The sequence below is a fragment of the Microbacterium enclense genome (assembly GCF_004022425.1).
Lineage (GTDB): Bacteria > Actinomycetota > Actinomycetes > Actinomycetales > Microbacteriaceae > Microbacterium > Microbacterium enclense_A.
The window spans coordinates 1-24,697 of the sequence record NZ_RBZY01000006.1 but is presented as its reverse complement, the minus strand read 5'-3'; the positions used below and the strand labels follow the sequence as shown (position 1 = coordinate 24,697).

At 70.3% G+C, this 24,697-nt stretch carries 19 protein-coding genes; 12 read left to right on the top strand and 7 right to left on the bottom strand.

The window, feature by feature from the left end; genetic code table 11:
- Positions 1-32: 32 nt before the first annotated feature.
- Positions 33-695 carry a ribosome hibernation-promoting factor, HPF/YfiA family gene (gene hpf / locus D8Y23_RS02560; RefSeq protein ID WP_128216608.1) on the top strand — a complete coding sequence of 221 codons (663 nt, stop codon included), beginning with the start codon at positions 33-35 and terminating at the stop codon, positions 693-695.
- A gap of 58 nt (positions 696-753) precedes the next feature.
- On the opposite strand, the gene D8Y23_RS02555 is transcribed toward hpf, so the two are convergent.
- Positions 754-2,064, bottom strand: coding sequence for a hypothetical protein (locus tag D8Y23_RS02555; RefSeq protein ID WP_128216607.1), 1,311 nt, complete (start codon positions 2,062-2,064; stop codon positions 754-756).
- Positions 2,065-2,244: 180 nt separating this feature from the next.
- On the opposite strand from D8Y23_RS02555, the gene secA reads away from it, so the two are divergent.
- Together secA and D8Y23_RS02545 are read left to right on the top strand one after the other, a co-directional pair.
- A complete protein-coding gene (gene secA, locus D8Y23_RS02550) occupies positions 2,245-5,046 on the top strand; it encodes a preprotein translocase subunit SecA (protein ID WP_128216606.1) in 2,802 nt (933 codons plus the stop codon).
- Between the two features lie 114 nt (positions 5,047-5,160).
- Positions 5,161-6,387, top strand: coding sequence for a pyridoxal phosphate-dependent aminotransferase (locus D8Y23_RS02545; protein WP_128216605.1), 1,227 nt, complete (start codon positions 5,161-5,163; stop codon positions 6,385-6,387).
- A 6-nt stretch (positions 6,388-6,393) separates the two neighbouring features.
- Here the strand turns inward: D8Y23_RS02545 and D8Y23_RS02540 are convergent, their stop codons facing one another.
- Together D8Y23_RS02540 and D8Y23_RS02535 are read right to left on the bottom strand one after the other, a co-directional pair.
- On the bottom strand, positions 6,394-6,825 hold the full coding sequence (locus tag D8Y23_RS02540) for an Rv3235 family protein (RefSeq protein ID WP_128216604.1): 432 nt from the start codon (positions 6,823-6,825) through the stop codon (positions 6,394-6,396).
- Between the two features lie 129 nt (positions 6,826-6,954).
- Positions 6,955-7,236 (bottom strand): helix-turn-helix domain-containing protein, encoded by a 282-nt coding sequence (locus tag D8Y23_RS02535; RefSeq protein ID WP_240663733.1) that lies wholly within the window; start codon positions 7,234-7,236, stop codon positions 6,955-6,957.
- 216 nt (positions 7,237-7,452) lie between these two features.
- Between D8Y23_RS02535 and D8Y23_RS02530 the strand changes: the two genes are divergently transcribed.
- The 3 genes from D8Y23_RS02530 (at position 7,453) to D8Y23_RS02520 (ending at position 14,770) form a co-directional block, all read left to right on the top strand.
- The gene (locus tag D8Y23_RS02530; RefSeq protein ID WP_128216603.1) at positions 7,453-12,720 is read left to right on the top strand and encodes an ExeM/NucH family extracellular endonuclease; all 5,268 of its coding nucleotides are present in this window, start codon (positions 7,453-7,455) and stop codon (positions 12,718-12,720) included.
- 44 nt (positions 12,721-12,764) lie between these two features.
- A complete protein-coding gene (locus D8Y23_RS02525; RefSeq protein WP_128216602.1) occupies positions 12,765-13,193 on the top strand; it encodes a hypothetical protein in 429 nt (142 codons plus the stop codon).
- A gap of 80 nt (positions 13,194-13,273) precedes the next feature.
- The gene (locus tag D8Y23_RS02520; protein ID WP_128216601.1) at positions 13,274-14,770 is read left to right on the top strand and encodes a sensor histidine kinase; all 1,497 of its coding nucleotides are present in this window, start codon (positions 13,274-13,276) and stop codon (positions 14,768-14,770) included.
- Positions 14,771-14,853: 83 nt separating this feature from the next.
- On the opposite strand, the gene D8Y23_RS02515 is transcribed toward D8Y23_RS02520, so the two are convergent.
- Positions 14,854-15,102: a WhiB family transcriptional regulator gene (locus D8Y23_RS02515; protein WP_013583608.1), complete on the bottom strand. Its 249-nt coding sequence runs from the start codon at positions 15,100-15,102 to the stop codon at positions 14,854-14,856.
- A gap of 216 nt (positions 15,103-15,318) precedes the next feature.
- On the opposite strand from D8Y23_RS02515, the gene D8Y23_RS02510 reads away from it, so the two are divergent.
- Positions 15,319-15,699, top strand: coding sequence for a histidine kinase (locus D8Y23_RS02510; protein ID WP_128216600.1), 381 nt, complete (start codon positions 15,319-15,321; stop codon positions 15,697-15,699).
- Between the two features lie 17 nt (positions 15,700-15,716).
- Here D8Y23_RS02510 and bcp read toward each other — a convergent pair whose 3' ends face one another.
- The 3 genes from bcp to aroA are packed head-to-tail and all read right to left on the bottom strand — an operon-like array spanning position 15,717 to position 18,595.
- The gene (gene bcp / locus D8Y23_RS02505) at positions 15,717-16,190 is read right to left on the bottom strand and encodes a thioredoxin-dependent thiol peroxidase (protein WP_128216599.1); all 474 of its coding nucleotides are present in this window, start codon (positions 16,188-16,190) and stop codon (positions 15,717-15,719) included.
- A complete protein-coding gene (gene rsgA / locus D8Y23_RS02500) occupies positions 16,187-17,248 on the bottom strand; it encodes a ribosome small subunit-dependent GTPase A (RefSeq protein ID WP_128216598.1) in 1,062 nt (353 codons plus the stop codon). Before rsgA ends, bcp begins: the two co-directional genes overlap by 4 nt.
- Positions 17,249-17,251: 3 nt before the next feature.
- Positions 17,252-18,595 (bottom strand): 3-phosphoshikimate 1-carboxyvinyltransferase, encoded by a 1,344-nt coding sequence (gene aroA / locus D8Y23_RS02495; RefSeq protein WP_128216597.1) that lies wholly within the window; start codon positions 18,593-18,595, stop codon positions 17,252-17,254.
- Between the two features lie 101 nt (positions 18,596-18,696).
- Between aroA and D8Y23_RS02490 the strand changes: the two genes are divergently transcribed.
- The 5 genes from D8Y23_RS02490 to D8Y23_RS02470 all read left to right on the top strand — a co-directional run.
- Complete coding sequence (locus D8Y23_RS02490) at positions 18,697-19,290, top strand: sigma-70 family RNA polymerase sigma factor (RefSeq protein ID WP_128216596.1); 594 nt, start codon at positions 18,697-18,699, stop codon at positions 19,288-19,290.
- On the top strand, positions 19,287-19,529 hold the full coding sequence (locus D8Y23_RS02485; RefSeq protein ID WP_128216595.1) for a zf-HC2 domain-containing protein: 243 nt from the start codon (positions 19,287-19,289) through the stop codon (positions 19,527-19,529). The genes D8Y23_RS02490 and D8Y23_RS02485 overlap by 4 nt, the downstream gene beginning before the upstream one ends.
- A gap of 42 nt (positions 19,530-19,571) precedes the next feature.
- Entirely contained in the window at positions 19,572-20,870 is a 1,299-nt protein-coding gene (locus D8Y23_RS02480) for a GNAT family N-acetyltransferase (protein WP_128216594.1), read from the top strand.
- A 36-nt stretch (positions 20,871-20,906) separates the two neighbouring features.
- Positions 20,907-23,429 (top strand): bifunctional lysylphosphatidylglycerol flippase/synthetase MprF, encoded by a 2,523-nt coding sequence (locus tag D8Y23_RS02475; RefSeq protein WP_128216593.1) that lies wholly within the window; start codon positions 20,907-20,909, stop codon positions 23,427-23,429.
- Positions 23,426-24,697 (top strand): alpha/beta hydrolase (locus D8Y23_RS02470; RefSeq protein ID WP_128216592.1); only part of this gene is annotated, 1,272 nt, incomplete at its 3' end. The genes D8Y23_RS02475 and D8Y23_RS02470, both read left to right, overlap by 4 nt.

The window sequence follows — 24,697 nt, the reverse complement described above, 5'->3', positions numbered from 1 at the left end:
ACCGGGCGGAACCCGGAACAAGGAGGTCACGGATGGACACCAGCATCGTCGGCGTGGGAGTCGGTATCACCGATCGATTCCGCTCGGTGGTCGAAGAGAAGGTCAGCCGCATCGAGCACCTCGCGCCCCGCGCGAACGCGCTCGAGGTCAAGGTGACGCACCGCTCCTATCGCAACGGTCGGATGGAGGACGACACCGTCGAGCTCACTCTCGACGGCAAGGGCCCCGTGGTTCGCGCGGAGGCGACCGACACCGACAAATTCGCCGCGCTGGATCTGGCCGTCGACAAGATCTCCGAGCAGGTCCGGCGCGCCAAGCAGAAGCGCGTCGATGCCCGCAACCACCCCCGCGGTGCCAAGTTCGAGAAGGGCACGGGCGAAATCGCCGGCATCGACGTCGAGCCCGCGTCGGTCGATGTCCTGCGCGCGGTCGCGACCGGGTCGGTGCCCGTGCAGGCCGAGGCCGCCGAGGAAGAGGAGTACTGCCCCGTCGTCATCCGCCAGAAGCAGTTCGATGCCGAGTGGATGACCGTCGAAGAGGCCGTCGACCGGATGGAACTCGTCGGCCACGACTTCTTCCTCTTCATCGACGCGCGCTCCGATCACCCGAGCGTCGTGTACCGCCGCAAGGGGTGGGACTACGGCGTCATCGCCCTGGGCACGCAGGCCTCGCCCGAGGTCGCGGCCGCATCCTGATGGACGACGTGAGCGGGGCCCCTCCTCCGGGAGGGGCCCCGCTCACGTCCGGGGCGCGTCAGCCGTCGAAGATGTCGCCGAGGAGCGAGCCGATCACGAGGCCACCGAGCATGCCGCCCACCATGTTGCCGCCGCCCATGCCGCCCCCGCGTCCGTAGCCGCCGCGTCCGTACCCGTTGCCGCCCCAATCGTCGGGCCGGGACTGCTCGATGTCGCGCTGGGCCAGCTGCAGGGACTCGGATGCCAGGGCCCCGGCGCGGCGCGCGGTGGCCAGGGCCGTCTCGCGCTGGTCGTCGGCGATCGGACCGAGGGGAAGTCCGGCGCGCAACCGCTCGGCCTCGACGAAGCGCGTGCGGGCGTCGGCCCCGATCCACCCGCGGTGACCGGTGATGAGGCCGCGCGCGACCGCGAGCTGGCGGTCGACGTCGTCGATCGCGTGTTCCACCTGTTCCTGCGACGGCACCGGTCGCGCGGCGCGCTCGCGGGCGAGGTCGAGGTCGGCGTTCGCCTGACGGAGCGAGGAGAGGGCGGCGAACGGGTCGGTGCGCGATCCGGCCGCCGGCAGCGCCCCGAGTTCGCGTTCGAGAGTGGCCATGGCCTGGAGCACCGTCGGCGTCGCCGGGCTGCGGCGGGCGTCGACCAGGTCGCTGCGCGAGTCGTCGATCACCGCCGCGAGGGTCGATTCGGCGCGGAGGGCTTCGATCTCGAAGGTGTCGACGGCATCCAGGAGGGATTCGGCGCGACGCACCGCTTCGGTCGCCGCTTCGAGAGCCACCGATGCCTGCTCGCGCTGACCCGCTTCGCGCCGACGCTCCGAGACACCGGCGGTGTGCACGGCGAAGTCGAGCAGCTGCTGGATCTCCTCGGGGTTGCCGGCCACCTGTTGGAGCGCCGACGGGCTGTACCGCTGCGCGAGGCGCTCGACGATCTCGCGCGCGTGGGGGACGCGTTCGGCGAGGCGGTCGCGATCGGCGCGGACGCGAGCGAGCGTCTCGGGCGCTCGGCGTACGGCGTCGATCTTCGGCTGCAGCACCAGCGTGCGCTCCTCGAGCAGATCCTCCGCCCATTGGGAGAGCTGGATGATCCGGGCATTGCGGGTGCGCAGCTCGTCCTTCGTGTCGGGGATCTCGTCGTGGTTCAACTGGTGGAGTTGGAACGCCTCGGCGAGATGGACCTTGACCGACTGCAGCGCCGCGGCGAGGTCCTCCGTCGCCTTGTCGCCCAGCTCGGCCCGGGCGAAGTCGAGCTCGTCCGAGGTCAGGCGCACGCGCTCGTCGGCCGCGACGATGGCGAGTTCGGCGCGGCGTGCCAGATCGGCATCCGCGGCATCCTGCTCTTCGCGCTTCCTCTTACCCCAGAAACCGGCCATGGCTCGATCCTAAGCCGGGCACGTGCGCGCGAGCCGGGTGTTCGCTTGAGGCGCGAGAGCGCGGGCGAAAGCCAGGGGGCTCGCAGGTCACGAAGCGGTAACACGGATAACATGAGCGTGTATGCCTGTGCGCAGGCCGGTGTCCACGGGGGCGCCGCACCCGACAGATGGAGATGCTTCGTGGCCAATCCGCTCGAGAAACTGCTGCGCGCCGGAGAGGGGCGCATCCTCCGCAGACTGCAGGGCGTCGTGAAGGCGACCGGTGCCCTCGAAGAGGACTACGAGCAGCTCACCGACGAAGAGCTGCGCAACGAGACCGTGGAGCTGCGCGCCCGGTACGAAGCCGGCGAGACCCTCGACCAGCTCATGCCCGAGGCGTTCGCCGCGGTGCGCGAGGCTGCCAAGCGCACGCTCGGCCAGCGGCCGTACGACGTGCAGGTCATGGGTGGTGCCGCGCTTCACCTCGGCAACATCGCCGAGATGAAGACCGGTGAGGGCAAGACCCTGACCGCCGCCCTCCCGGCGTATCTGAACGCGATCGCGGGCAAGGGCGTTCACGTCATCACGGTCAACGACTTCCTCGCGACCTACCAGTCCGAGCTCATGGGGCGCGTGTACCGCGCCCTCGGCATGACCACGGGCACGGTGGTGTCGGGTCAGACGCCCGACGTGCGCCGCGAGCAGTACGAGGCCGACATCAGCTACGGCACGAACAACGAGTTCGGCTTCGACTACCTCCGCGACAACATGGCGTGGCGCAAGGAGGACCTCGTGCAGCGGGGTCACTTCTTCGCGATCGTCGACGAGGTCGACTCGATCCTCATCGACGAGGCCCGCACGCCGTTGATCATCTCGGGTCCGGCATCGGGCGAAGCCAACCGCTGGTTCACCGAGTTCGCCAAGCTCGCCCGCACCCTCGAGGCCGGCGTCGACTACGAAGTCGACGAGAAGAAGCGCACCATCGGCGTGCTCGAGCCCGGTATCGAGAAGGTCGAGGACTACCTCGGCATCGACAACCTGTACGAGTCGGCGAACACGCCCCTCATCTCGTTCCTCAACAACTCGATCAAGGCGATCGCGCTGTTCAAGCGCGACACCGACTACGTCGTCATGAACGACGAGGTCATGATCGTCGACGAGCACACCGGACGCATCCTCGTCGGGCGCCGCTACAACGAGGGCATCCACCAGGCGATCGAGGCGAAGGAGGGTGTGCCGGTCAAGGCCGAGAACCAGACCCTCGCCACCGTCACCCTGCAGAACTACTTCCGTCTCTACGACAAGCTCTCGGGCATGACGGGTACGGCCGAGACCGAGGCGGCCGAGTTCATGTCGACCTACAAGCTCGGCGTGGTTCCCATCCCGACGAACAAGCCCATGATCCGCAAGGACCAGCCCGATCTCGTGTACAAGAACGAGACGGCGAAGTTCGCGCAGGTCGTGGAGGACATCGCCGAGCGCCACGAGAAGGGCCAGCCCGTCCTCGTCGGCACGACCAGCGTCGAGAAGAGCGAGTACCTGTCGCGGCTGCTGTCGAAGAAGGGCGTCCGTCACGAGGTCCTCAACGCGAAGAACCACGCTCGCGAGGCCGAGATCGTCGCCCGCGCGGGTCGCCTCGGTGCCGTCACGGTCGCCACCAACATGGCCGGTCGCGGTACCGACATCATGCTGGGTGGTAACGCCGAGTTCCTCGCCGTGCAGGAGATGAAGGCGAAGGGCCTCGACCCGGTCGAGACCCCCGATGCCTACGAGGCCGAGTGGGACTCGGTCTACACGGCCATGCGCGACACGGTCGCCGGGGAGGCCGCCAAGGTCACCGAAGCCGGGGGGCTGTACGTCCTCGGGACCGAGCGCCACGAGTCGCGACGCATCGACAATCAGCTGCGCGGTCGCTCGGGACGTCAGGGCGACCCCGGCGAGAGCCGCTTCTACCTGTCGCTGACCGACGATCTGATGCGCCTCTTCCAGTCGGGTGCGGCCGAAGCCATCCTCGCGCGGACGAACTTCCCCGACGACGTCGCGATCGAGTCCGGCCTGGTCTCGCGGGCGATCAAGAGCGCGCAGTCGCAGGTCGAGGCCCGCAACGCCGAGATGCGCAAGAACGTCCTCAAGTACGACGACGTCCTCAACCGTCAGCGCGAGGCGATCTACGCCGATCGTCGGCACATGCTCCAGGGCGATGACATCGCCGATCGCGTCCAGCACTTCATCGAGGATGCCATCACGGCCATCATCGACGACCACACCGGCAGCGGTCACACCGAGTCGTGGGATTTTGACGCCCTGTGGACCGAGCTGAAGACCCTGTACCCGGTGAGCGTCACGATCGACGAGGTCGTCGCGGAGGCCGGCGGCACCAAGGGCCGCATCACGCCCGAGGGACTCAAGCGCGAGATCATCTCGGACGCCCGTATCGCCTACGAGAACCGCGAGCAGACGCTCGGCGCTCCGGCGCTGCGCGAGCTCGAGCGCCGCGTGGTGCTCCAGGTCCTCGACCGCCGCTGGCGCGAGCACCTCTACGAGATGGACTACCTCAAGGACGGCATCGGCCTGCGCGCCATGGCGCAGCGCGACCCGCTCATCGAGTACCAGCGCGAGGGCTACCAGATGTTCCAGTCGATGATGGGGCAGATCAAGGAGGAGTCGGCCGGCTTCCTCTACAACCTCGAAGTCGAAGTCCGAAAGGGCGAGGGCGACGAGGGTGCTCAGGTCGAAGCGAAGGGTCTCGCGCCCGCGGCCGTCGAAGCGCAGCGCCTCGAGTACTCCGCCGCGAACGACGCGGGCGAGGTCGAGGTGCGCAACGAACGCGGTCAGGTGCAGCAGGCGGCGACCAACCGTCTGCGCCAGGCGGGTCAGGCTGCCGCCCCCGCAGCCGAGGCCGCCCCCGCGGGCCCGCGCGGTTCCTTCGGTCAGCGCACCGTCGCTGCCGAGCCGGCCGCCAACAACCGTGCCGACCGCCGCGCCGCGGGCAAGAAGAAGTAGTTCTCGACACTCGGATGCCGTGTCCTCGCTGCCGCGCGGGGGCACGGCATCCGTGGTTCCGGGCAGTCCACGCGTGGTCGATTGGCCGGTTCGTGCCGGGGATATCCTGAGGCGATGAGCCCGCTGCGCCCCCTCGATCAGTCCTCGAAGTTGAAGGACGTCCTCTACGAGATCCGGGGGGAGGCTCTCGTCGAGGCCGATCGACTCGAGGCCGAGGGGCACTCGATCCTCAAGCTCAACACGGGCAACCCGGCGATCTTCGGGTTCGAGGCGCCGCACCAGATCGTGCGCGACATGATCGCCTCGGTGCCCCACGCGCACGGGTACAGCGACAGCCGCGGCATCCTGTCGGCGCGGCGCGCGGTCGTGTCCCGCTACGAGCAGGAGCCCGGTTTCCCCCACGTCGACCCCGATCACGTCTATCTCGGCAACGGGGTGTCCGAGCTGATCACTATGACGATGCAGGCGCTCCTCGACGAGGGCGACGAGGTGTTGATCCCCGCGCCGGACTATCCGCTGTGGACGGCGATGACGAGCCTCGGCGGTGGAACTCCGGTGCACTACCTGTCCGACGAGTCGCGGGAGTGGCAGCCCGATCTCGAGGACATCCGGTCGAAGATCACGCCGCGGACGAAGGCCATCGTCGTGATCAACCCGAACAATCCCACCGGTGCGGTGTATTCACGGGAGGTGCTCGAGGGCATCGCCGCGATCGCCCGCGAGCATTCCCTGCTGGTGCTGGCGGATGAGATCTACGACCGCATCGTGTTCGACGACGCGGTGCACATTCCGATGGCGACGGTCGCGCCGGACCTGTTGGTGCTGACGTTCAACGGCCTGTCCAAGACCTACCGGGTCGCGGGGTATCGGTCGGGGTGGCTCGTCATCACGGGCCCGAAGGACCACGCGGGGGGGTTCCTGCAGGGCATCAACCTGCTGGCATCCACGCGGTTGTGCCCGAACGTGCCGGCGCAGTTCGCGGTGCAGGCGGCGCTGTCGGGTGTGCAGTCGATCGACGCGCTGATCGCGCCGACCGGGCGGCTGCACGAGCAACGGGACGCCGCGTGGCAGGGGCTCGAAGCCATCCCGGGCGTCTCGTGCGTGCTGCCGCGGGGTGCGCTGTACGCGTTCCCCCGGTTCGACCCGGAGATGTACGAGATCCCGGATGACGCGCAGTTCGTGCGCGACTTCCTCGTCGCCGAGCACGTGCTGATCGTGCAGGGATCGGGTTTCAACTGGCCCACGACCGACCACGTGCGCATCGTGACGCTCCCCGAGGCCCGGGTGATCTCGGATGCCATCGAACGGCTGGGCAACTTCCTGGCGTCCTGGCGGCCCTGACGGGCGTCACAGCAGCGCGAGGGCGGTGACGCGCCAGCGGCCGTCGAGACCCTCGATCCGGAGGGCGATCGCCCGCGTGCGCGTGCGAGCCGCCGCGATCACGGTCGCCTCGACGACGCCATCCGCGGGTGAGGACAGGTGCACCGAGCCGATCTCGTGCACGTCGCGGCGTGCCGGCATGCGGCGGGCGCTGCGGGCGCGAGCGGCGAGCCCGGCGCGCACGACCACGGCGCGATAGACGTCTTCGGTCGTCCATCGCGCCAGTTGCTCCGCTTCGCGAACGCCGGCGAACACCTCGAGGACGCCCCGTACGACATTGCGGACGAAGGTCTCCGCCGACGGGAGCTCCTCGGAGGAGGTGCGCTGCGGGGCGAAGAACGCGTCCGATCGCACGACGGCGGAGCCGCGTTCCGAACTGCGGGGGAGGGGAGCGGACATGGGGGACTTCCGTGGATCTCGTGAGTGCCGGGGGGACTGTGGCACGACCGTAGAACGGGCCGCGCCGGTGAAACCACCGCGGTGCGATCGATCGGCGTCGACGACGCGCGGGTGAGGCGCGGGCGAATCTCAGTCGGGGTGACGGACGTCGCCGTGGCCCCAGAGCTCGGGGAAACTGGCGGCCTGCGACTGCTGCCACAGCGCCGCGCGGCGCGTGATTTCGGCCTGATCGTCGAGGTAGTGCTCCACGCCGGCGAGGTCGATGCGCCAGAGCCCGGCATCCCCGACGCGGATGCCACGGATGCGGCCTTCCGTCACGAGTGCGAGGACGCAGGCGACGTCGATCCCCAGCATCCGTGCGACGGATGCCGGGGGAGCGAACCGGTCTGGGGGTGACGACGGCGCGGTCACGCGATCATTATGTCCCCCGAGTTGCCGGGACGACCGCTTCACCCGGAATTCTCACCCGTAGACCCGCGCCCGTGGTCCGATGCGACGCGGCGCGCGCTTCCGGCGACACCGAGGCGAGCGCCACTGTTTGCCCGTCGTCAACCTCGCGATCCGCGCCCCGTGGGGGTGGATCCGTACCGTCACGGCTGATTCCCCACGCCTACCAAGGAGATTCGTATGTCCGCGCGCCCCCTGTCCATGTCGGCGCTGTCCAGCGCCCTCGCCGCCGTCATCGTCGGCGCGCTCATCCCCCTGGCGGCCGTCGCCCCAGCCCAAGCCGACACCCTGGGCACCGGGGTCGTCATCAACGAGGCCTACCTCAAGGGCGGAAGCGCCAACGCCGCCTACTCGAAGAAGTTCGTCGAGCTCTACAACGCGGGCGGAACCGACGTCGACCTGTCGAGCTGGTCGCTGCAGTACCGCTCGGCCAGCGGCACGGGCGCCTCCAGCGGGACGGCCGCCCTCAGCGGCACCATCAAGGCACGCTCGTACTTCCTCATCCAGATCAACGGCAACGGATCCACCGGTGCGGCGCTGCCCACCCCCGACCTCGACCTCGCGGGCAAGGTCTCTCCCTCGGGCACGACCGGGACCCTCTTCCTCGCCAAGACCACCACCGCGATCACCGCGCCGACCGGAAGCGTCACCGGCCAGTCGAACATCGCCGACCTGATCGGCTACGGTTCCTCGAACACGTACGAGGGCCGCGTCGTCCCCGTGACCGGCGGCAACGACACGCCGAACTCGCTCGCGCGCACGACCTTCGTCGACACCGACGACAACCGCTCCGACTTCACGCACCCCGCGTCGATCACGCCGCAGAACTCGTCGGCATCCTCGCCGTCGCCCTCGCCCTCCCCGTCGACGTCGCCGTCGACCTCCCCCACGACGTCGCCGTCGCCGAGCCCCTCCCCGACCACGCCGGCAGGATCGGTCACGCCCATCGCCACCATCCAGGGCACCGGTGATTCCTCGCCCCTGAGCGGTCAGACCGTCACGACGCGCGGCGTCGTGACCGCGGCCTACCCGTCGGGTGGGTTCGCCGGCTACTACGTGCAGACCGAGAACACCGGTGGAGCAATCGACTTCGCCACCCACACGGCCTCCGACGCGGTGTTCGTCTACTCGCCCACCACCGTCGGTCAGGTCGCCGTCGGTGACCTCGTGCAGGTCACGGGAACCGTCAGCGAGTACTTCGGGCTCACCCAGCTCACCGTCGGCTCGACCGGCCTGAGCAAGGTCGGCACCGGTACCGCGGCCGCCGCCACCGTCGCCGTTCCGCGCGATGCGGCGCAGCGCGAGTCGCTCGAGGGCATGCTCGTCGCTCCGCAGGGCGACTACACCGTCAGCAACACCTACTCGACCAACCAGTACGCCGAGATCGGCCTGGCCAGCGGGACCAAGCCGCTGATCACCCCGACCGAGATCGCGCGTCCTGGAACGGCGGAGTACACCGCCGCGGTGGCGGACAACACCGCCCGCGGCATCGTGCTGGACGACGGTGCGTCGATCAACTTCCTCGGCAGCGCGACCAACAAGGCCATCCCGCTGCCGTACCTCAGCACCAAGACGGTGTCCGTGGGTGCTGCCGTGACGTTCACCCGCCCCGTCGTGATGGATTACCGCAACAACGTCTGGAAGCTCCAGCCGACGACGCAGCTGACCGTCGACAACGACGCCTCGGTGTCCCCGGCGACGTTCTCGAACGTGCGTCAGCCGGCCCCCGCCGCCGTCGGTGGCGACATCAAGGTCGCGACGTTCAACGTGCTGAACTACTTCACCACGACCGGTGACAGCCTCTCCGGCTGCTCGTACTACACCGACCGCGCCGGCGCCCCCATCACGGTGAACACCGGCTGCGACGCGCGCGGCGCCGCCAACGCCACGAACCTCAAGCGTCAGCAGGACAAGATCGTCACGGCGATCACCACCCTCGACGCCGACGTCGTGAGCCTCGAGGAGATCGAGAACTCGGCGGCCTTCGGCAAGAACCGCGACTCCGCCCTCAGCACGCTCACGGCCGCGCTCAACACCGCCGCCGGCAGCGACGTCTGGGCCTTCGTGGCATCCCCGTCGGCACTGCCCGCGTCGGAGGACGTCATCCGCACCGCCTTCATCTACAAGAAGGCGACGGTTCGCACCGAGGGCGACTCGCGGATCCTGACCACAGGTTCGGCCTTCGCCAACGCGCGTCGTCCGCTCGCGCAGAAGTTCGGTCTCGTCGGCAAGGGCGACGACTCGGAGTTCATCGCCATCGCCAACCACTTCAAGTCGAAGGGGTCGGGTTCGGGGGTCGACGCCGACCAGGGTGACGGCCAGGGGGCGTCCAACGCCTCGCGTGTCGCGCAGGCGGGCGACCTGGTCTCGTTCGCGAACGGCCTGAAGAGCGAGTGGGGAACCGACCGCGTGTTCCTCATGGGTGACTTCAACGCCTACTCGAAGGAGGACCCGATCAAGGTCCTCACCGATGCCGGTTACATCGACCAGGGCTCGAAGTCGGGCAAGTACTCCTACTCCTTCAGCGGCCAGAGCGGCTCCCTCGACCACGTCTTCGCCTCGCAGGCCGCGAACCAGCGCGTGCGCGGTGCCGACGTCTGGAACATCAACTCCGGTGAGTCCATCGCCCTGGAGTACAGCCGTTACAACTACAACGCCACGAACTTCTACGACACCTCGGCGTTCCGCTCCAGCGACCACGACCCGGTGCTCGTGGGCGTCGACCTCACCCCGACCGCGACGGTGAACCTCGTCGACATCAACGACTTCCACGGTCGTATCGACGCCAACACCCCGCAGTTCGCCGGCACGGTCGAGCAGCTCCGTGCACAGTACGGCGAGGCCAACACCCTGTTCCTGTCCAGCGGTGACAACATCGGCGCCTCGCCGTTCGCGTCCGCGTCGCAGGACGACCAGCCCACGATCGATGTGCTGAACGCGCTCGACCTGAAGGCCTCGGCCATCGGCAACCACGAGCTCGACCGCGGTTTCGACGACCTCGTGAACCGCGTGGTCGGGTCCGGCCCGAACGCGAAGTTCGCCTACCTCGGCGCCAACGTCTATCAGAAGGGGACGACCACGCCGGCCCTGCCGGAGTACGCCATCACCACGGTGGCGGGTCTGCGGGTCGGTGTCATCGGCACGGTCACGCAGGAGACCCCGGCGCTCGTCTCTCCCGGCGGCATCAGCGGCCTGGACTTCGGCGACCCGGTCGAGGCGACCAACCGCGTCGCGGCGCAGCTCACGGACGGCAACCCCGCCAACGGTGAGGCCGACATCATCGTCGCGGCCTACCACGAAGGCGCCGGTGCCGGCACTCCTGACGGTGCGACCCTCGAGCAGGAGATCGCCGCTGGCGGTCCGTTCGCCGAGATCGTGACGGAGACCTCGGCGCAGGTCGACGCGATCTTCACCGGGCACACCCACAAGACGTACGCGTGGGACGCTCCGATCCCCGGTGCCACCGACGGCCGCACCCGCCCCGTCATCCAGACGGGCAACTACGGCGAGAACATCGGCAACGTCGTCCTGACGGTGTCGGACACCACGGGTGACGTCCTGTCGTACACGGGTAAGAACGTCGCGCGCACCACGACGACGACGAGCACGCTCGTCGCCACGTACCCGCGCGTCGCGCAGGTCAAGACCATCACGGACGCGGCTCTGGCCGCCGCCGCCCAGATCGGCAACCAGCCGGTCGGGTCGGTGACGAACGACATCACCACGGCGTACGCCGGTGGGTCGTACACCAACGGCGTGTACACCGGCGGCTCGCGCGACGATCGCTCCAAGGAGTCCACCCTCGGCAACCTCGTCGCGGACTCCCTGGTGACCAGCCTCAGCTCTGCGGAGCGCGGTGGGGCGCAGATCGGTGTCGTGAACCCGGGCGGTCTTCGCGCGGATCTGCTCTACGCTCCCGACGGCGTGATCTCCTACTCCGAGGCCAACGCGGTCCTGCCGTTCGTGAACAACCTCTGGACGACGTCGCTCACGGGCGCCCAGTTCAAGACGCTTCTCGAGCAGCAGTGGCAGACCAACCCCGACGGCACGGTGCCTTCGCGCCCGTTCCTCAAGCTCGGCCTGTCGAAGAACGTCGCCTACACGTTCGACGCCACCCGCGCGGCCGGCGACCGGATCACCTCGATCACGGTCGACGGAGCGCCGATCGACCCGTCCACGTCCTACCGGATCGGCTCCTTCAGCTTCCTCGTGCAGGGCGGCGACAACTTCCGCATCTTCACGCAGGGCACCGGCACGAAGGACTCGGGTCTGATCGACCGCGACGCCTGGATCGACTACCTGAAGGCCAACCCGGGTCTCGCGCCCGACTTCGCCCGACGGTCGGTCCAGGTCACGGGTGCCCCCACGGCTCCCGTCACGGCCACCTCGTCGCTCTCGCTCGCGGTCTCGGGTCTCGACCTGACGTCCAAGGGCAGCCCCGTCAACACCACGGCGACGGTCGAGTGGACCGGCAGCTCCGCGACGTTCGCGCCGGTGACGGTGTCGGGCGGTTCGGCGAACCTCTCCCTGACGGTGCCCACGGATGCCGTGGCCGCCAGCGAGATCGTCGTGCGGGCGCAGCCGAGCGGAACGGTCGTGCGCATCCCCGTGAGCGTCGCGGTCGACCGCGACGCCCCGCGGGTGAGCCTGTCGGTGAGCGGTCGCACGGTCACCGTGTCCGCAACCGACACCGGTTCGGGCGTCTCCTCGGTCGAGTACCGTCTCGACGGCGGGGCCTGGACGGCCTACGACGCGGCGCTCGTGCTCGACGACAAGGGCCACTCGGTCGAGGCTCGCGCCACGGACAAGGCCGGTAACGTCTCGGCCGTCGCCTCGACGTCGCTGGCGTCGGTCGATGTCGCCGAGCCGCCGGTTCTGACCGCGCGTGGCACGGCTCGCACCGCCACGGTGGGCGACACCGTTGCTCCCGGTGCCGTGACCGTCGCGGACGCGGGCGGACACGCCATGTCGGGGGTCGTCGTGACCTTCGAGGTCTCGGGCCCGGGCACCTTCGCGGGCGGCAAGACGAGCGTGCGCGTCACCTCCGACGCTCTCGGTCTCGCCACCGCCCCGTCGGTGACCACCTCCGCGGCGGGTGCCGTGGAGGTCACGGCCGACGCCGCGCTGGCGACCGAGGTCTCTCTCCCCACGATCACGGTCGTGGCGAAGGCTCCGGTGCTGACCGTCGACGGTTCGGCCACGGCCGCCGTCGTCAGCGGCAAGGCGCGCCTCACGGTCGCGGTGACCAACACCTCGACCGAGACGGTCGCCGTCAAGATCAAGACCGCCTACGGCTCGAAGACCGTCGCGTCGCTCGCTCCCGGAGCGTCGACCGAGGCTGTCTTCAAGACGGCGCTGGCGTCGCTCCCCTCGGGCTCGGCGACGCTCGAGATCACCGGCGCCGCGGGTGCGAACACCGTCGCGCTGCCCTACACGGCGACGCGTTGAGCGCCGCCCGGTACCGACTCCCTCTCAGAACGGAACACCTGATCATGGACAACACCATTCCCACGCAGGGCGTCACGCGACGCTCCTTCACCACGGCCCTCGCCTGGAGCGTGCCGGTCGTCGCGGTCGCGGTCGCGGCGCCCTCGGCATCCGCCTCCGGGGCTCTCGCGGCCAGCGCCTACGACATCTCCGAGGTCGAGGTGGGCGACTCGTTCCCGCTGTCGATCGACGTCACGGAGGGCGGCACCCCGCTCGATGACGGGACGGTCGTGACGGTGAGCCTCACGAACACCGCCGTGCTGGAGTTCGACCCCGACGCGGACGGCTTCGTCACCTCGACGATCGCCAGCGTGCCGATCGTCGGTGGCGTCGCCAACGCGATCGTGCTGGTGCGTGCCTTCGGTACCACCACGGGTGCCGTCGCGTACGGCTCGTCGCAGGCCACCTACGTGGTGGGCGTGACGCAGGCCTGAGCATCGATCGTCGCTGCCCCGGGTGCCCGCACCCGGGGCAGCGGCGTTCCCGCCGGACCCGGTGCCCGTAGGGTGAGAGGGTGTCGACACTCAGCGAACTCGTCTACGCCCAGGGCCGCTCCAGCGAGGCCGATGTCGAGTGGCTGCACCGACTGGCCGGCGACGGTCAGCTGCTGGCGGATCTCGCTTTCGCGGACATCGTGATCTGGGTTCCGACGCCGGATGACTCGTTCGTCGCGGTCGCACACACCCGACCCGGCGGAGCCGCGACCCTGTTCTACCGCGACATCGTCGGCGACCGCGTGCGACCGCAATGGCGGACGCAGGTACGCGAGGCGTTCCAGAGCGGACGCATCGTCGATTCGGCATCCCCGGATTGGTTCGAAGAGACGCCGACGCGTGTGCGAGCGGTTCCGATCGTGCGCACCCTCGCCCGCGACGGGCAGGCCGAGGTGACCGTGGGCGTTCTGACGCGCCACACGAACCTGGGGGAGACGCGCACGCCGTCGCGACAGCAGATCACCTTCAACGACTGTGCGGACGATCTGTTCGGCATGATCTCCTCGGGCGAGTTCCCCGACCTGAAGGCCCCGACGTCACCGCGCCGAGGCGCGCCTCGCGCCTCCGACGGTCTCATCCGCTTGGACGTCGACGGCATCACCACGTTCGCGAGCCCGAACGCGCTCTCGGCCTTCAACCGCATGGGATTCGACGACGAGCTCGAGGGGGAGTCCCTCGCCGAGGTCACCGAACGGATCCTCCCCGCCAAGCGGCAGGACGTGGACGAGTCGCTTCCCATCGTGGTGACCGGGCGCGCCCCGTGGCGCGCCGACATCGAGGCCCGCGGCGTCCAGGTGTCGCTGCGGACGATCCCGCTGCGCGACCGCGGTACGCGCATCGGCGCGATCGTCCTGAGCCGCGATGTGACCGAGATCCGTCACCAGGAGCAGGAGCTCATCACCAAGGACGCGACGATCCGCGAGATCCACCACCGCGTCAAGAACAACCTCCAGACCGTGGCATCCCTCCTGCGGATCCAGGCGCGCCGCACGCACTCCGACGAAGCCCGGGACGCCTTGACGCAGGCGATGCGGCGCGTGTCGGCGATCGCGGTGGTCCACGACACCCTGTCGGAGGGCCTCGCGCAGAACGTCGACTTCGACGACGTCTTCGCACGCGTGCTCAAGCTCGTCGCCGAGGTCGCCGCCGCCCCCAACACCCGAGCACGCACGCGGAGCACCGGCCGCTTCGGCACGCTCCCGAGCGAGTACGCCACGCCGCTGGCGCTGGCGCTCACCGAGCTGGTGACCAACGCCGTCGAGCACGGCCTCGCCGGTCAAGAGGGCGACGTCGAGATCTCGGCCGAGCGCGGCGACGAGATGCTCGAGGTGCGCGTGCGCGACACCGGCGTGGGGCTCCCCGAGGGGCAGGTCGGCCGGGGTCTCGGCACGCAGATCGTGCGGACGCTGATCCAGGGCGAACTGGGCGGGACGATCGACTGGCACACGCTGATGGGCAACGGCACCGAGGTCACGATCGAGATCCCGCTGCGCTACATCGACCGCGTCAACGCCTGAGTCGGCGCCGGGTCGGCGACCCGGGCCCGGAAACGGGAGAAGCCCATCCCCGGAGGGATGGGCTTCTCGCCGGCGGTGCGTCGTCAGGAGGCGCGGCGGGCGCGCGCGGCGCGGCGCTTCAGGGCCCGGCGCTCGTCCTCGGACAGGCCACCCCACACGCCCGAGTCCTGGCCGGACTCGAGAGCGTACTGCAGGCAGACCTCGGTGACGGTGCAGCGCGCGCAGACCGACTTCGCCTTCTCGATCTGGTCGACCGCGGGGCCGGTGTTGCCCACGGGGAAGAACAGTTCGGGGTCGACGGTCAGGCAGGCTGCTTTGTCGCGCCAATCCATAGGGGTGCTCCTCAGTGCAAAGAAATATTCGTTGGCGGGCACCGGGGTTCGGGTCCGGTACCCTGGTGGGATACGCGAGCGATTGCTCGCCCCACGTCGCTGTGGGAGCACACGGCTTTTTCCATGCTCCCACAGCGCTTCCGGCCGATCAAGAGGTAACCGGCAGGTTTCCAGGTTGCAACGCTGGGGAAACACTCGTCGGGAAGGACTTGGGTCATGCCGGTTCGTCTTCTGGCCGCATTCGTCCTCGGACTCGAGGCGCTCGGCGTGGTGGCGCTCGCCGGATGGCAGGTGGTCGCGCTCATCGGCGGCGATACCGACTCCCTCGTCAGCTCGATCGCGCTGATCGTCCTGACCGTGATCGGAGCCGCGGCGATCGGAGCATTCGCCGTCGCCACGGCGCGCGATGTGTCCGCCGGGCGGTCGGGCGGCATCGTCACGCAGTTGCTGATCCTGTCGGTGGCACTCGGCGCGGTGACGGGGGAGTGGGCAGCGCCCCAGACGGCACTGCTCATCGCGGCGCCGGCGGTCGTGGGCCTGATCCTGCTGGTCCTCGCCGTGCGCGCGGCCGCACCGCGTCGCCGCGACGACGCCTGAGCGTCGCGCGAATCGGGTCAGGCGGTGGCGAGACCGAGCGCCTTGCGCAGGCGCGCGACGTGGCCTGTGGCCTTGACGTTGTATTGCGCCTCGACGATGCGGCCCTCTTCGTCGATCACGAAGGTCGAGCGCAGTACGCCGGTGACGGTCTTGCCGTAGTTCTGCTTCTCACCCCAGGCGCCGTACGCCTCATGCACGACGTGATCGGGGTCGCTCAGCAGCGGGAACGTCAGGCCGTCGCTGTCACGGAACGCGCGCAGCTTCTCGGGGGTGTCGCGCGAGACGCCGAGCACGGTGTACCCCGCCCCCTGCAACGACGCGAGGCTGTCGCGGAAGTCGCACGCCTGCGTGGTGCACCCGGGCGTCTGCGCCGCGGGGTAGAAGTAGACGATCACGCGGCGACCGCGGAAGTCGCCGAGCGAGACGGGGTGCTCGTCCTGGTCGAGCAGGGTGAAATCGGGAGCGGCCTGGCCGGCGTCGAGGGTCGTCACCCCTCCAGCCTAGAACGCTCGATCGCCCGGAACGTCGTGAGCAGCCGTTGCAGCGAATCCAGGCGGGCCGCGGCGCCCGGCCCGAGCCGACCGGATGCCACGGCCTCGATGATCGCGCAGTCGGGGGCATCCGGGAGGTGCGTGCACCCGCGCGGGCACTCTTCCGCGATCTCGGCGAGGTCGGTGAAGGCGGCGAGGACGTTCGCGGGATCGACGTGCCCGAGCCCGAACGAGCGGACACCGGGGGTGTCGATGACCCAGCCCGACCCGGCCGGTCCGCGGTAGCGCAGCGACACCGCCGATGACGAGGTGTGCCGTCCGCGCCCCGTGACCTCGTTGACGTGCCCGATCGCGCGTTCCGAGCCGGTGAGGGCGTTGACCAGCGTGGACTTCCCCACGCCCGAGTGACCGACGAACACCGTCGAGTGCCCCGCGAGGGCGGCGCCGATCCGCTCGAGCGGCATGTCCTCGTGTCCACTCCGGAACACGCGCAGATCGACGCCCTCGAAGTGCGACAGGAACTCGCTCGGGTCGGCGAGGTCTGTCTTCGTGACGACCAGCAACGGACGGATGCCGGCATCCAGCGCCGCGACGAGGTACCGGTCGACGAGTCGCTCGCGGGGTTCGGGGTCGGCTGCGGCGACGACGATCAGCATCTGGTCGGCGTTGGCCACGATGACGCGCTCGACCTGGTCGGTGTCGTCGGCGCTGCGCCGGAGCAGCGAGGTGCGCTCCTCGATGCCGACGATGCGGCCGAGCGTGCCCTCCGCCCCGGACAGGTCGCCCACGACGCGCGCCCGGTCGCCGTTGACGATCGGCTGCTTGCGCAGCTCGCGCGCCCGGGTCGCGAGGACGCGGCGTTCCTCCGGGCCGTCCTCGTCCACCAGCACCGTGTAGCGGCCGCGATCGACGCCCAGGACGTGCGCGATCTGCGCGTCGGCGTGCGCGGGGCGGCGCTTGGTGCGGGGCCGATTGGCTTTCGGATTCGGGCGGACTCGGACCGACGACTCGTCGAACTCGAGCTCGTCGTCGTCGGCCCCGTCGTCGAGCCAGCTCACGCGTCAGTCCGAGGCATCCGTGCCCAGCATCGTCTGCCACAGGGCCGCGAACTGCGGCAGGGTCTTCGCGGTGGTGCCGATGTCGTCGATGACGATGCCCGGCACGCGGAGCCCGATGAGAGCGCCCGTCGTCGCCATGCGGTGATCGTGGTGCGCCTTCCATTCCCCGCCGCGCAGCGCGGTGGGGGCGATGCGGATGCCGTCCTCGAGCTCGTGAGCCTCTCCGCCGATCGAGCGGAGGTTGCCGACGAGGGCGGCGATGCGGTCGGTCTCGTGGCCGCGGATGTGTCCGATGCCGTGCAGCGTGGTCGGACCGTCGGCGAATGCCGCGAGGCCGAAGATGGTCGGTGCCAGTTCCCCCGCCGCCGACAGGTCGAGTTCGGCGCCGTAGATGCCGTCGCCCGCGGACACGGTGAGCGTGCCGCCGCGGCGGTGGACGCGCGCGCCCATCTCGCCGAGGATCTCGGGCAGCAGCGCTCCCGGCTGGGTGCTGTGCGCCGGCCACCCCGTGACCGACACGGTTCCGCCGGTGACCATGGCGGCCGCCAGGAACGGCGCCGCGTTGGACAGATCGGGCTCGATGGCGATGTCCTTGGCGCGGATCGGGCCGGCCGGCACGATCCACTCGCCCGGAGCGGGGCGCTCGACGTGCACGCCCCGGTGGGCCAGTGCCTCGACCGTCATGTCGATGTGCGGGATGCTCGGCAGGCGCGACCCGACGTGGCGAAGGTGCAGCCCGACGTCGAAGCGCGGGGCCGCGAGCAGCAGTCCGGAGACGAACTGGCTCGACTGGCTGGCGTCGATCTCGACCTCGCCGCCGCGCACGTGGCCGTGACCGCGCACCGTGAAGGGGAGTGTCCAGCGCCCGCCGTCGTCGATGTCGACGCCCACCTCCCGCAGAGCCGAGACCATGGCCCCCATCGGGCGGTGCAGCGCGCTCTCGTGAGCCGTGACGAGGATGTCCCCGCGTGCGAAGCCGGCGACCGGGGTGACGAAGCGCATGACGGTGCCGGCCTGGCCGCAGTCGACGGTCGTTCCGCCCCGGAACGACGCCGGCGGGGTCACCAGCAGATCCGGCCCGAACGGGGAGCCCTCGTCGATCTCCTCGATGCCGACGCCGAGTGTGCGCAGCGCCTCGACCATGCGCGCGGAATCGTCGGAGTGCAGGGGCGCGTGCAGCATCCCCGGACCGTCGGCGAGGGCGGCCAGCACGAGTTCGCGGTTGGTGAGGGACTTGGATCCGGGCACGGTGACGGTGGCATCCACCGGGGTTCCGGCGACGGGCGCGGCCCAGTCGCCGCGCGGCGCGGCGGTCGCGGAAAGAGGGGAATACCCGTGGTCGCTCATCGGTTTCTACCCTACTGAAAGGGGGATGACACGTGACCGCACTTCTCCAGCGTCCACGGCCGCTCCGGGTCGAACAGGCGCCCGACGTAGACTTGCCGTTGATGGACGACACGGCAGATGCGACGGAGCCTCGCGCGCAGTTCGAAGAGCAGGCGCTGCCCTTCATGGACCAGCTCTATGCGGCGGCGATGCGCATGACGCGCAACCCGGCCGACGCGGCCGATCTCGTGCAGGAGACCTTCGTCAAGGCCTTCGGCTCCTGGTCGACGTTCACGCAGGGCACCAACCTCAAGGCGTGGCTCTACCGCATTCTGACGAACACGTACATCAACACGTACCGCAAGAAGCAGCGCGAGCCGTATCAGAGCGCCATCGACGACCTCGAGGACTGGCAGCTCGGCGGGGCCGAGTCCACCACGGCCACGAGCGCCCGTTCGGCCGAGGCCGAAGCGATCGACCACATGCCCGCGTCCGTCGTGAAGGACGCGCTGCAGTCGATCCCCGAAGATTTCCGGCTGGCGGTGTACCTCGCCGACGTCGAGGGCTTCGCCTACCAGGAGATCGCCGACATCATGAAGACCCCGATCGGCACGGTCATGAGCCGCCTGCACCGCGGCAGGCGGCTGCTGCGTGACCTGCTGTCGGACTACGCGAAGGAGCGCGGCATTCAGGCCGCGACGGGAGTGAAGAAATGAGCGACTGCGGCTGCGACAAGGCTCGGCGTGATCTGGAGGAGTACCTTCGCAACGAGGTGTGCAAGACGGAGCACAACGACATCCGCGAGCACCTCGAGAACTGCCCCGGATGCCAGGACGAGGCGCTCATCGCGCGCACGCTGACCGAGGTCGTGGCGCGCGCGTGCAAGGAGACGGCCCCGGATGAGCTGCGCGATCAGGTGCTCGCACGGTTGCGGTCGGTCCAGGCGACGCACTGATGGTCGCTCGCGCGGGGCACGCGCGTCCGTAGGCTGGGGTCCATGGCCCCCTCGCACACCTCGACCCTTCCCCTGGATGCCGAATCCTCGGCGGCGCTGGCCCGGACCGGCCTCGAGTACGCCCTCGTCGACGCCGACGGCGACGGCTTCCCGTCGTTTCTGACCTCGGTCACGCGCGGGTTCCTCGGTGAGGAACCCACGCCCGAACAGATCGAGACCGCCCGGACGGCGCTGCGGACCCGGCGGCTCACGGGCGTGTTCGACCGCGCCGGCGAGCAGCCCGATGCCCCCGTGGCCACGATCGATTCGTGGGTCAGCGAGCTGACGGTGTCGCCCGGGCGCACCACCCCGCTCTGGTCGATCAGTGCCGTGACCGTCGCCCCCACGCACCGCCGCCGCGGCATCGCCACCGCGATGCTCACCGGCGAGCTGCGCACGGCGGCGGCGGCGGGATACGCCCTCGCGGGCCTCACCGTCACCGAGGCCACGATCTACGGTCGCTGGGGCTTCTCGCCCGCCGCGTGGGCGTCGAGCGTCGCCGTCGACACGCGCCGTGCGCGCTGGACCGGTCCGACCGCGCCCGGGCGCCTTGATTTCGTCCCCCGCGAGAGCCTTCCCGAGCGCTTGTCCGCCGTCCACGAGCGCCTGCGCGTCCGTCGTCCCGGCGCGGTCCCCGGCTGGGACAGCCGGTGGCGCGGCATCGCCGGCCTCATCCCCGAGGCTCCGGATGCGAAGAAGGTCCGCGCCGTGGCCTACCGCGATCCCGCGGGGGTGGAGCGCGGCATCCTGGTCTACACGATCGCGGAGCGCGAGGAGTACACCGCCCACGAACTGCAGGTGCGCGCCCTCTTCGCGGACGGCGACGAAGCGCTCGCGGCGCTCTGGCGTTTCGCGCTCGAGCACGACCTCGTGGGCAAGGTCACGGCCGAGCTGCAGCCCGCGGTCCCGCCCGTGCAGTGGATGGTCTCCGACCGGCGGGCGGTCACCGCGACGCTCACCGACCACCATTGGCTCCGCGTTCTCGACGTGCCGGGGGCGCTGGCATCCCGCTCCTACGCCGGAGAGCTCGACCTCGTGTTCGGGATCGACGATGCGCTCGGCTTCGCACACGGTTCGTGGCGGGTCCGCATCGACGCCGCGGGCGACGCATCCGTGGCGAGGGAAGAGACCGAACCGGATGTGCGGATGCCGGTGGGATCCCTCGCGTCGCTCCTCCTCGGGGGTGTGCGGGCCACGGAACTCGCCGCGGCGGGGCTCGTCCAGGGCGCGGCCGAACACCTGGGCGCCATCGACGGGGCGTTCGCGCCGGCCGCCGCGCCGTTGCTCGACATCTGGTACTGACCTCCGCCCATAGCGTCAGGGAGTAGCATCCCGGCGATGTCCGACGCGTCCGCCGCCCCTTCCGCTCCGCGGCGCCCCTGGCGTACCCGGGAACGGCTGCGGACGATCGGCCGCGCCGCGCGCCGATTCGTGACGACGCACCCCGTGTCGGTCGCGTTCGCCGTCGTCATCCTCACCTGCGCGGCCCTCACCGGCACGCTGTGGGGCGAGGACGCCTCGACCTGGGGAGCCGGGCCTCTCGCCACGTTCGCGGCGGGCCGGTGGTGGACTCTTGTGACGGCCCTCGTCATCCCGGACTCCCCGGTGGATGCCGCGGTGTCGGTGGCGCTGGCGATCTCGGTGCTGGCGTACGCGGAGCGGCTGCTGGGCTCGCGTCGCACGGCGGTGCTTCTCGGCGCCCTGGGACTCGCGGGGCTGATCACCGGCATCGGGCTCCACGCCGTGGCATGGACCCTGACCGACCTGCGCCCGGTCGTGGCGGCCGAGGTGCCCGTGCTCGACCCGACGACCCCGATCGCGGGAGCCGTCCTGGCGGCCTCGGCTGTCGCCCCGACCCTGTGGCGTCGCCGCATCCGTCTCGTCGGCTTCGCGACCCTCGCGCTCTTCGCGCTCTACGCCGGCGACGCCGACTCCTGGTACCGCGTGAGCGCCGCCGTCATCGGTCTCGCCGCCGGCGAGGTGCTCGCACGCGGACGCGAGCGGCGTCCCTGGCACCGCAGCTCCGCGCGCGAGACCCGGACGCTGCTGGCCCTCCTCGTGGCGGTCGTGGGCAGCGGACCTCTCGTCGCACTCATCAGCGGCGGGGGGCGCGGTCCGCTCTCGCTCGTCGTCGACGCGTACACCCAGTACGACGACGAACTGCTCTCACGGTGCGCGCGGGTGTCGTCCGCGGTGTGCGACGAGCAGCTCGCGCTCCTGATGACACGCGGTCTCGGTCCGGGTCTGTTGGCGGTGACGCCTCTCGTGCTGATGCTCGTGGCCGCGTGGGGCCTGCGGCTCGGGCGGCGCGCGGCGTGGGTGCTGGCGGTGCTCACGCTGCTGGCATCCGCCGTCATCCCCGTCATCTCGCTGTGGGACGGCCGGCTGCGGATCGACCCGTGGGTCGACGGCAGCGGCGCCGAGTACGCGCTGTGGGCGGTGGCGACCGTGGTCATCCCATCGGCGCTCGCGGTGGTCCTGGTCTTCACGCGCGGCCGCTTCCCCGTCCGGGCCACGCGGCGCGCGGCCCGGACGGTCGGCGTGGTCGTCGGGGTCGCCTTCGTCGCGTGCGCGACGACCTTCTTCGCCATCGAGGCCCTCGGGCGTCGGTCGTTCGACCGCGACCCGTCCGTGGTGGATCTTGTCCTGCTCACCCTGCGCCGCTTCCTCCCGCCGGCATACACGAATCCGGCGGGCGCGGCGATGTTCCCGCACCACGGACCCGCCCTCTTCGCCTACCAGTGGGTCGGTGTGCTCTTCTGGGCGATCGTGGTCGCGGCCATCCTGTGGCTGTTCCGCCGGGTGCAGCGACCCGATCCGGGGGACGCGCGTCTGTACCGCGACCTGCTGCGGCGGGGGAGCGACACCCTCGGATTCCTCGGGACGTGGGAGGGCAACCGCCACTGGTACTCGGACGACCGCGAGTGCGCGGTCGCGTACCGGCTGGTCGGTGACGTCGCGCTCGCCGTTGCCGACCCCGTGGCACCCGCGGGACGCCGCCCCGAGGCCCTCCGGGCGTTCTCGGACTTCTGCGTCGAGCACGGATGGATGCCGGCCTTCTACAGCGTCCACAGCGACACCGCCGCGGATCTCGAGACCCTCGGGTGGCGGAACATCCCCGTGGGGGTGGAGACCGTGATGGACCTGCCGGGACTGACCTTCGCGGGGAAGGCGTGGCAGAAGGTCCGCCAGCCCCTCGCCCGCGCCGAGCGCGAGGGCTACACCGCGGTCTGGGTGCGCTGGCACGAGCTCACCGTCTCGCAGATGTCGCAGGTCGTCGCGATCGACGAAGAATGGGTCGCCGATCGGGCCCTCCCCGAGATGGGGTTCACCCTCGGTTCCCTCGACGAACTGCGCGACCGCGATGTCCGGCTGCTGCTGGCCGTCGACCCGGACGGGCGGATCGAGGCGGTCACCAGCTGGATGCCGACCTGGACCGACGGCGAGGTGACCGGATGGACGCTCGACTTCATGCGTCGCCGCACCGATGGGCCCAACGGCATGATGGAGTTCCTCATCGCCAAGGCGGCCCTGCAACTGCAGGAGGAGGGCGCGGCGGTCCTGAGCCTCTCGGGCGCGCCGCTCGCCGAGGCACCCGACGCTCCCACCGACGGCGACCCGTCCGCCCTGCGCGCGCTCCTGCGATGGCTCGCCGAGGTGCTCGAGCCCGCGTACGGATTCGCGTCGCTCTTCCGGTTCAAGGGCAAGTTCCGGCCGCGCTACCGCGAGCTCAGCCTCGCCTACCGCGATCCGCTGCACCTGCCCGCCATCGGGGCGGCGGTGGGACGCGCCTACCTGCCCGACGCGTCGAGTCGGGAGATCGTCGCGCTCGCGAGGACGGCCTGGGGAGGCCGGCGATGACCCGCTTCGTGCTCGGCTTCGAACTCATCGACTCGCCGATGCTCCTGGTCTGCGCCGTCGTCGCCGCCCTCTCCGCGTGCGCGGTCCTCGTGTGGCCGCCGCGCCGGGTCCTCCGGACGATCCTCATCGGCCTGGGCGCCGGGATCGCGATGTACGTCGTGTCAGCCGTGCTCGAATCGCTCGACGTCTTCCAGGGCCCCCTGCCTGCGGGCGCGGCTCTCTGGGCCGCCGGCGGCATCGCCGTGGCTGCGGTCGGGGTCGTCGGCATCTGTCGACGGCCCTGGGGACGGCGACTCGTCGGCGTCCTCACCGTGCTCGCCTCGCTGTCGGCCGCGGCGCTGGGCGTGAACGCCGCCTACGGTGTGACGCACAACCTCGCCGCCATTCTCGGCGTCCAAGCTCTCGATCCCGCCTCCCTCCCGCCGCAGAGCGCCGCCGAGGGAGATCCCGCGACCCTGTTCCAGCGGTGGGAGCCCCCGGCCGACATGCCGGCGACGGGCACGGTGAGCGCCCTGACCGGGAGCACCAGGATCCCCACGGGCCCGTACGCCGCCCGCGATGCGTCGCTGTACCTCCCGCCCGCGGCTCAGGTGGCGAACCCCCCGGCACTGCCCCTTCTGGTGTTCATGATGGGCCAGCCCGGCTCGCCGGATCCGACGGCTCTCGCGAAGGCGCTGGACGCGTTCGCGGCGAAGAACAACGGGCTCGCGCCGATCGCGATCGTCGTCGATCAGCTCACCGCCCCCGACCGCGACCCCGCGTGCGTCGACTCCGCGACCTTCGGCGCCGTCGCAACCTACGTCAATCAGCTGGTCCCGCAGTGGTCCGAACAGAACCTCAACATCGTGAAGGATCACCGGTACTGGACGATCGGCGGCTTCTCGAACGGGGGGTCGTGCGCTCTGCTGTACGGCACGAAGTACCCCCAGACGTGGGGGCAGGTCCTCGATGTGATGGGCAACGAATTCCCGGGGTCCGAGCATGTCGCACAGACGGTGGCGGATGCCTACGGGGGCGATGCCGCCGCCTTCCAGGCGAACAAGCCCTCGGTGATCATGGGCGCCGCGCCCGCCGGCACGTACGCCGGGCACACCGCCATCTTCACGTGGGGCGGTCTCGACACCACCTACGGTCCGGGTCAGCTCGCGAACTCCCAGGTGGCCCAGGCGGCCGGATTCACGGTGCTCACTCACATCGTCGAGGGAGCGGGACACACCGGCGAGGCGCTCGACGGAAGTCTCGCGTACGCGATCCCGGCCCTCGCCCCG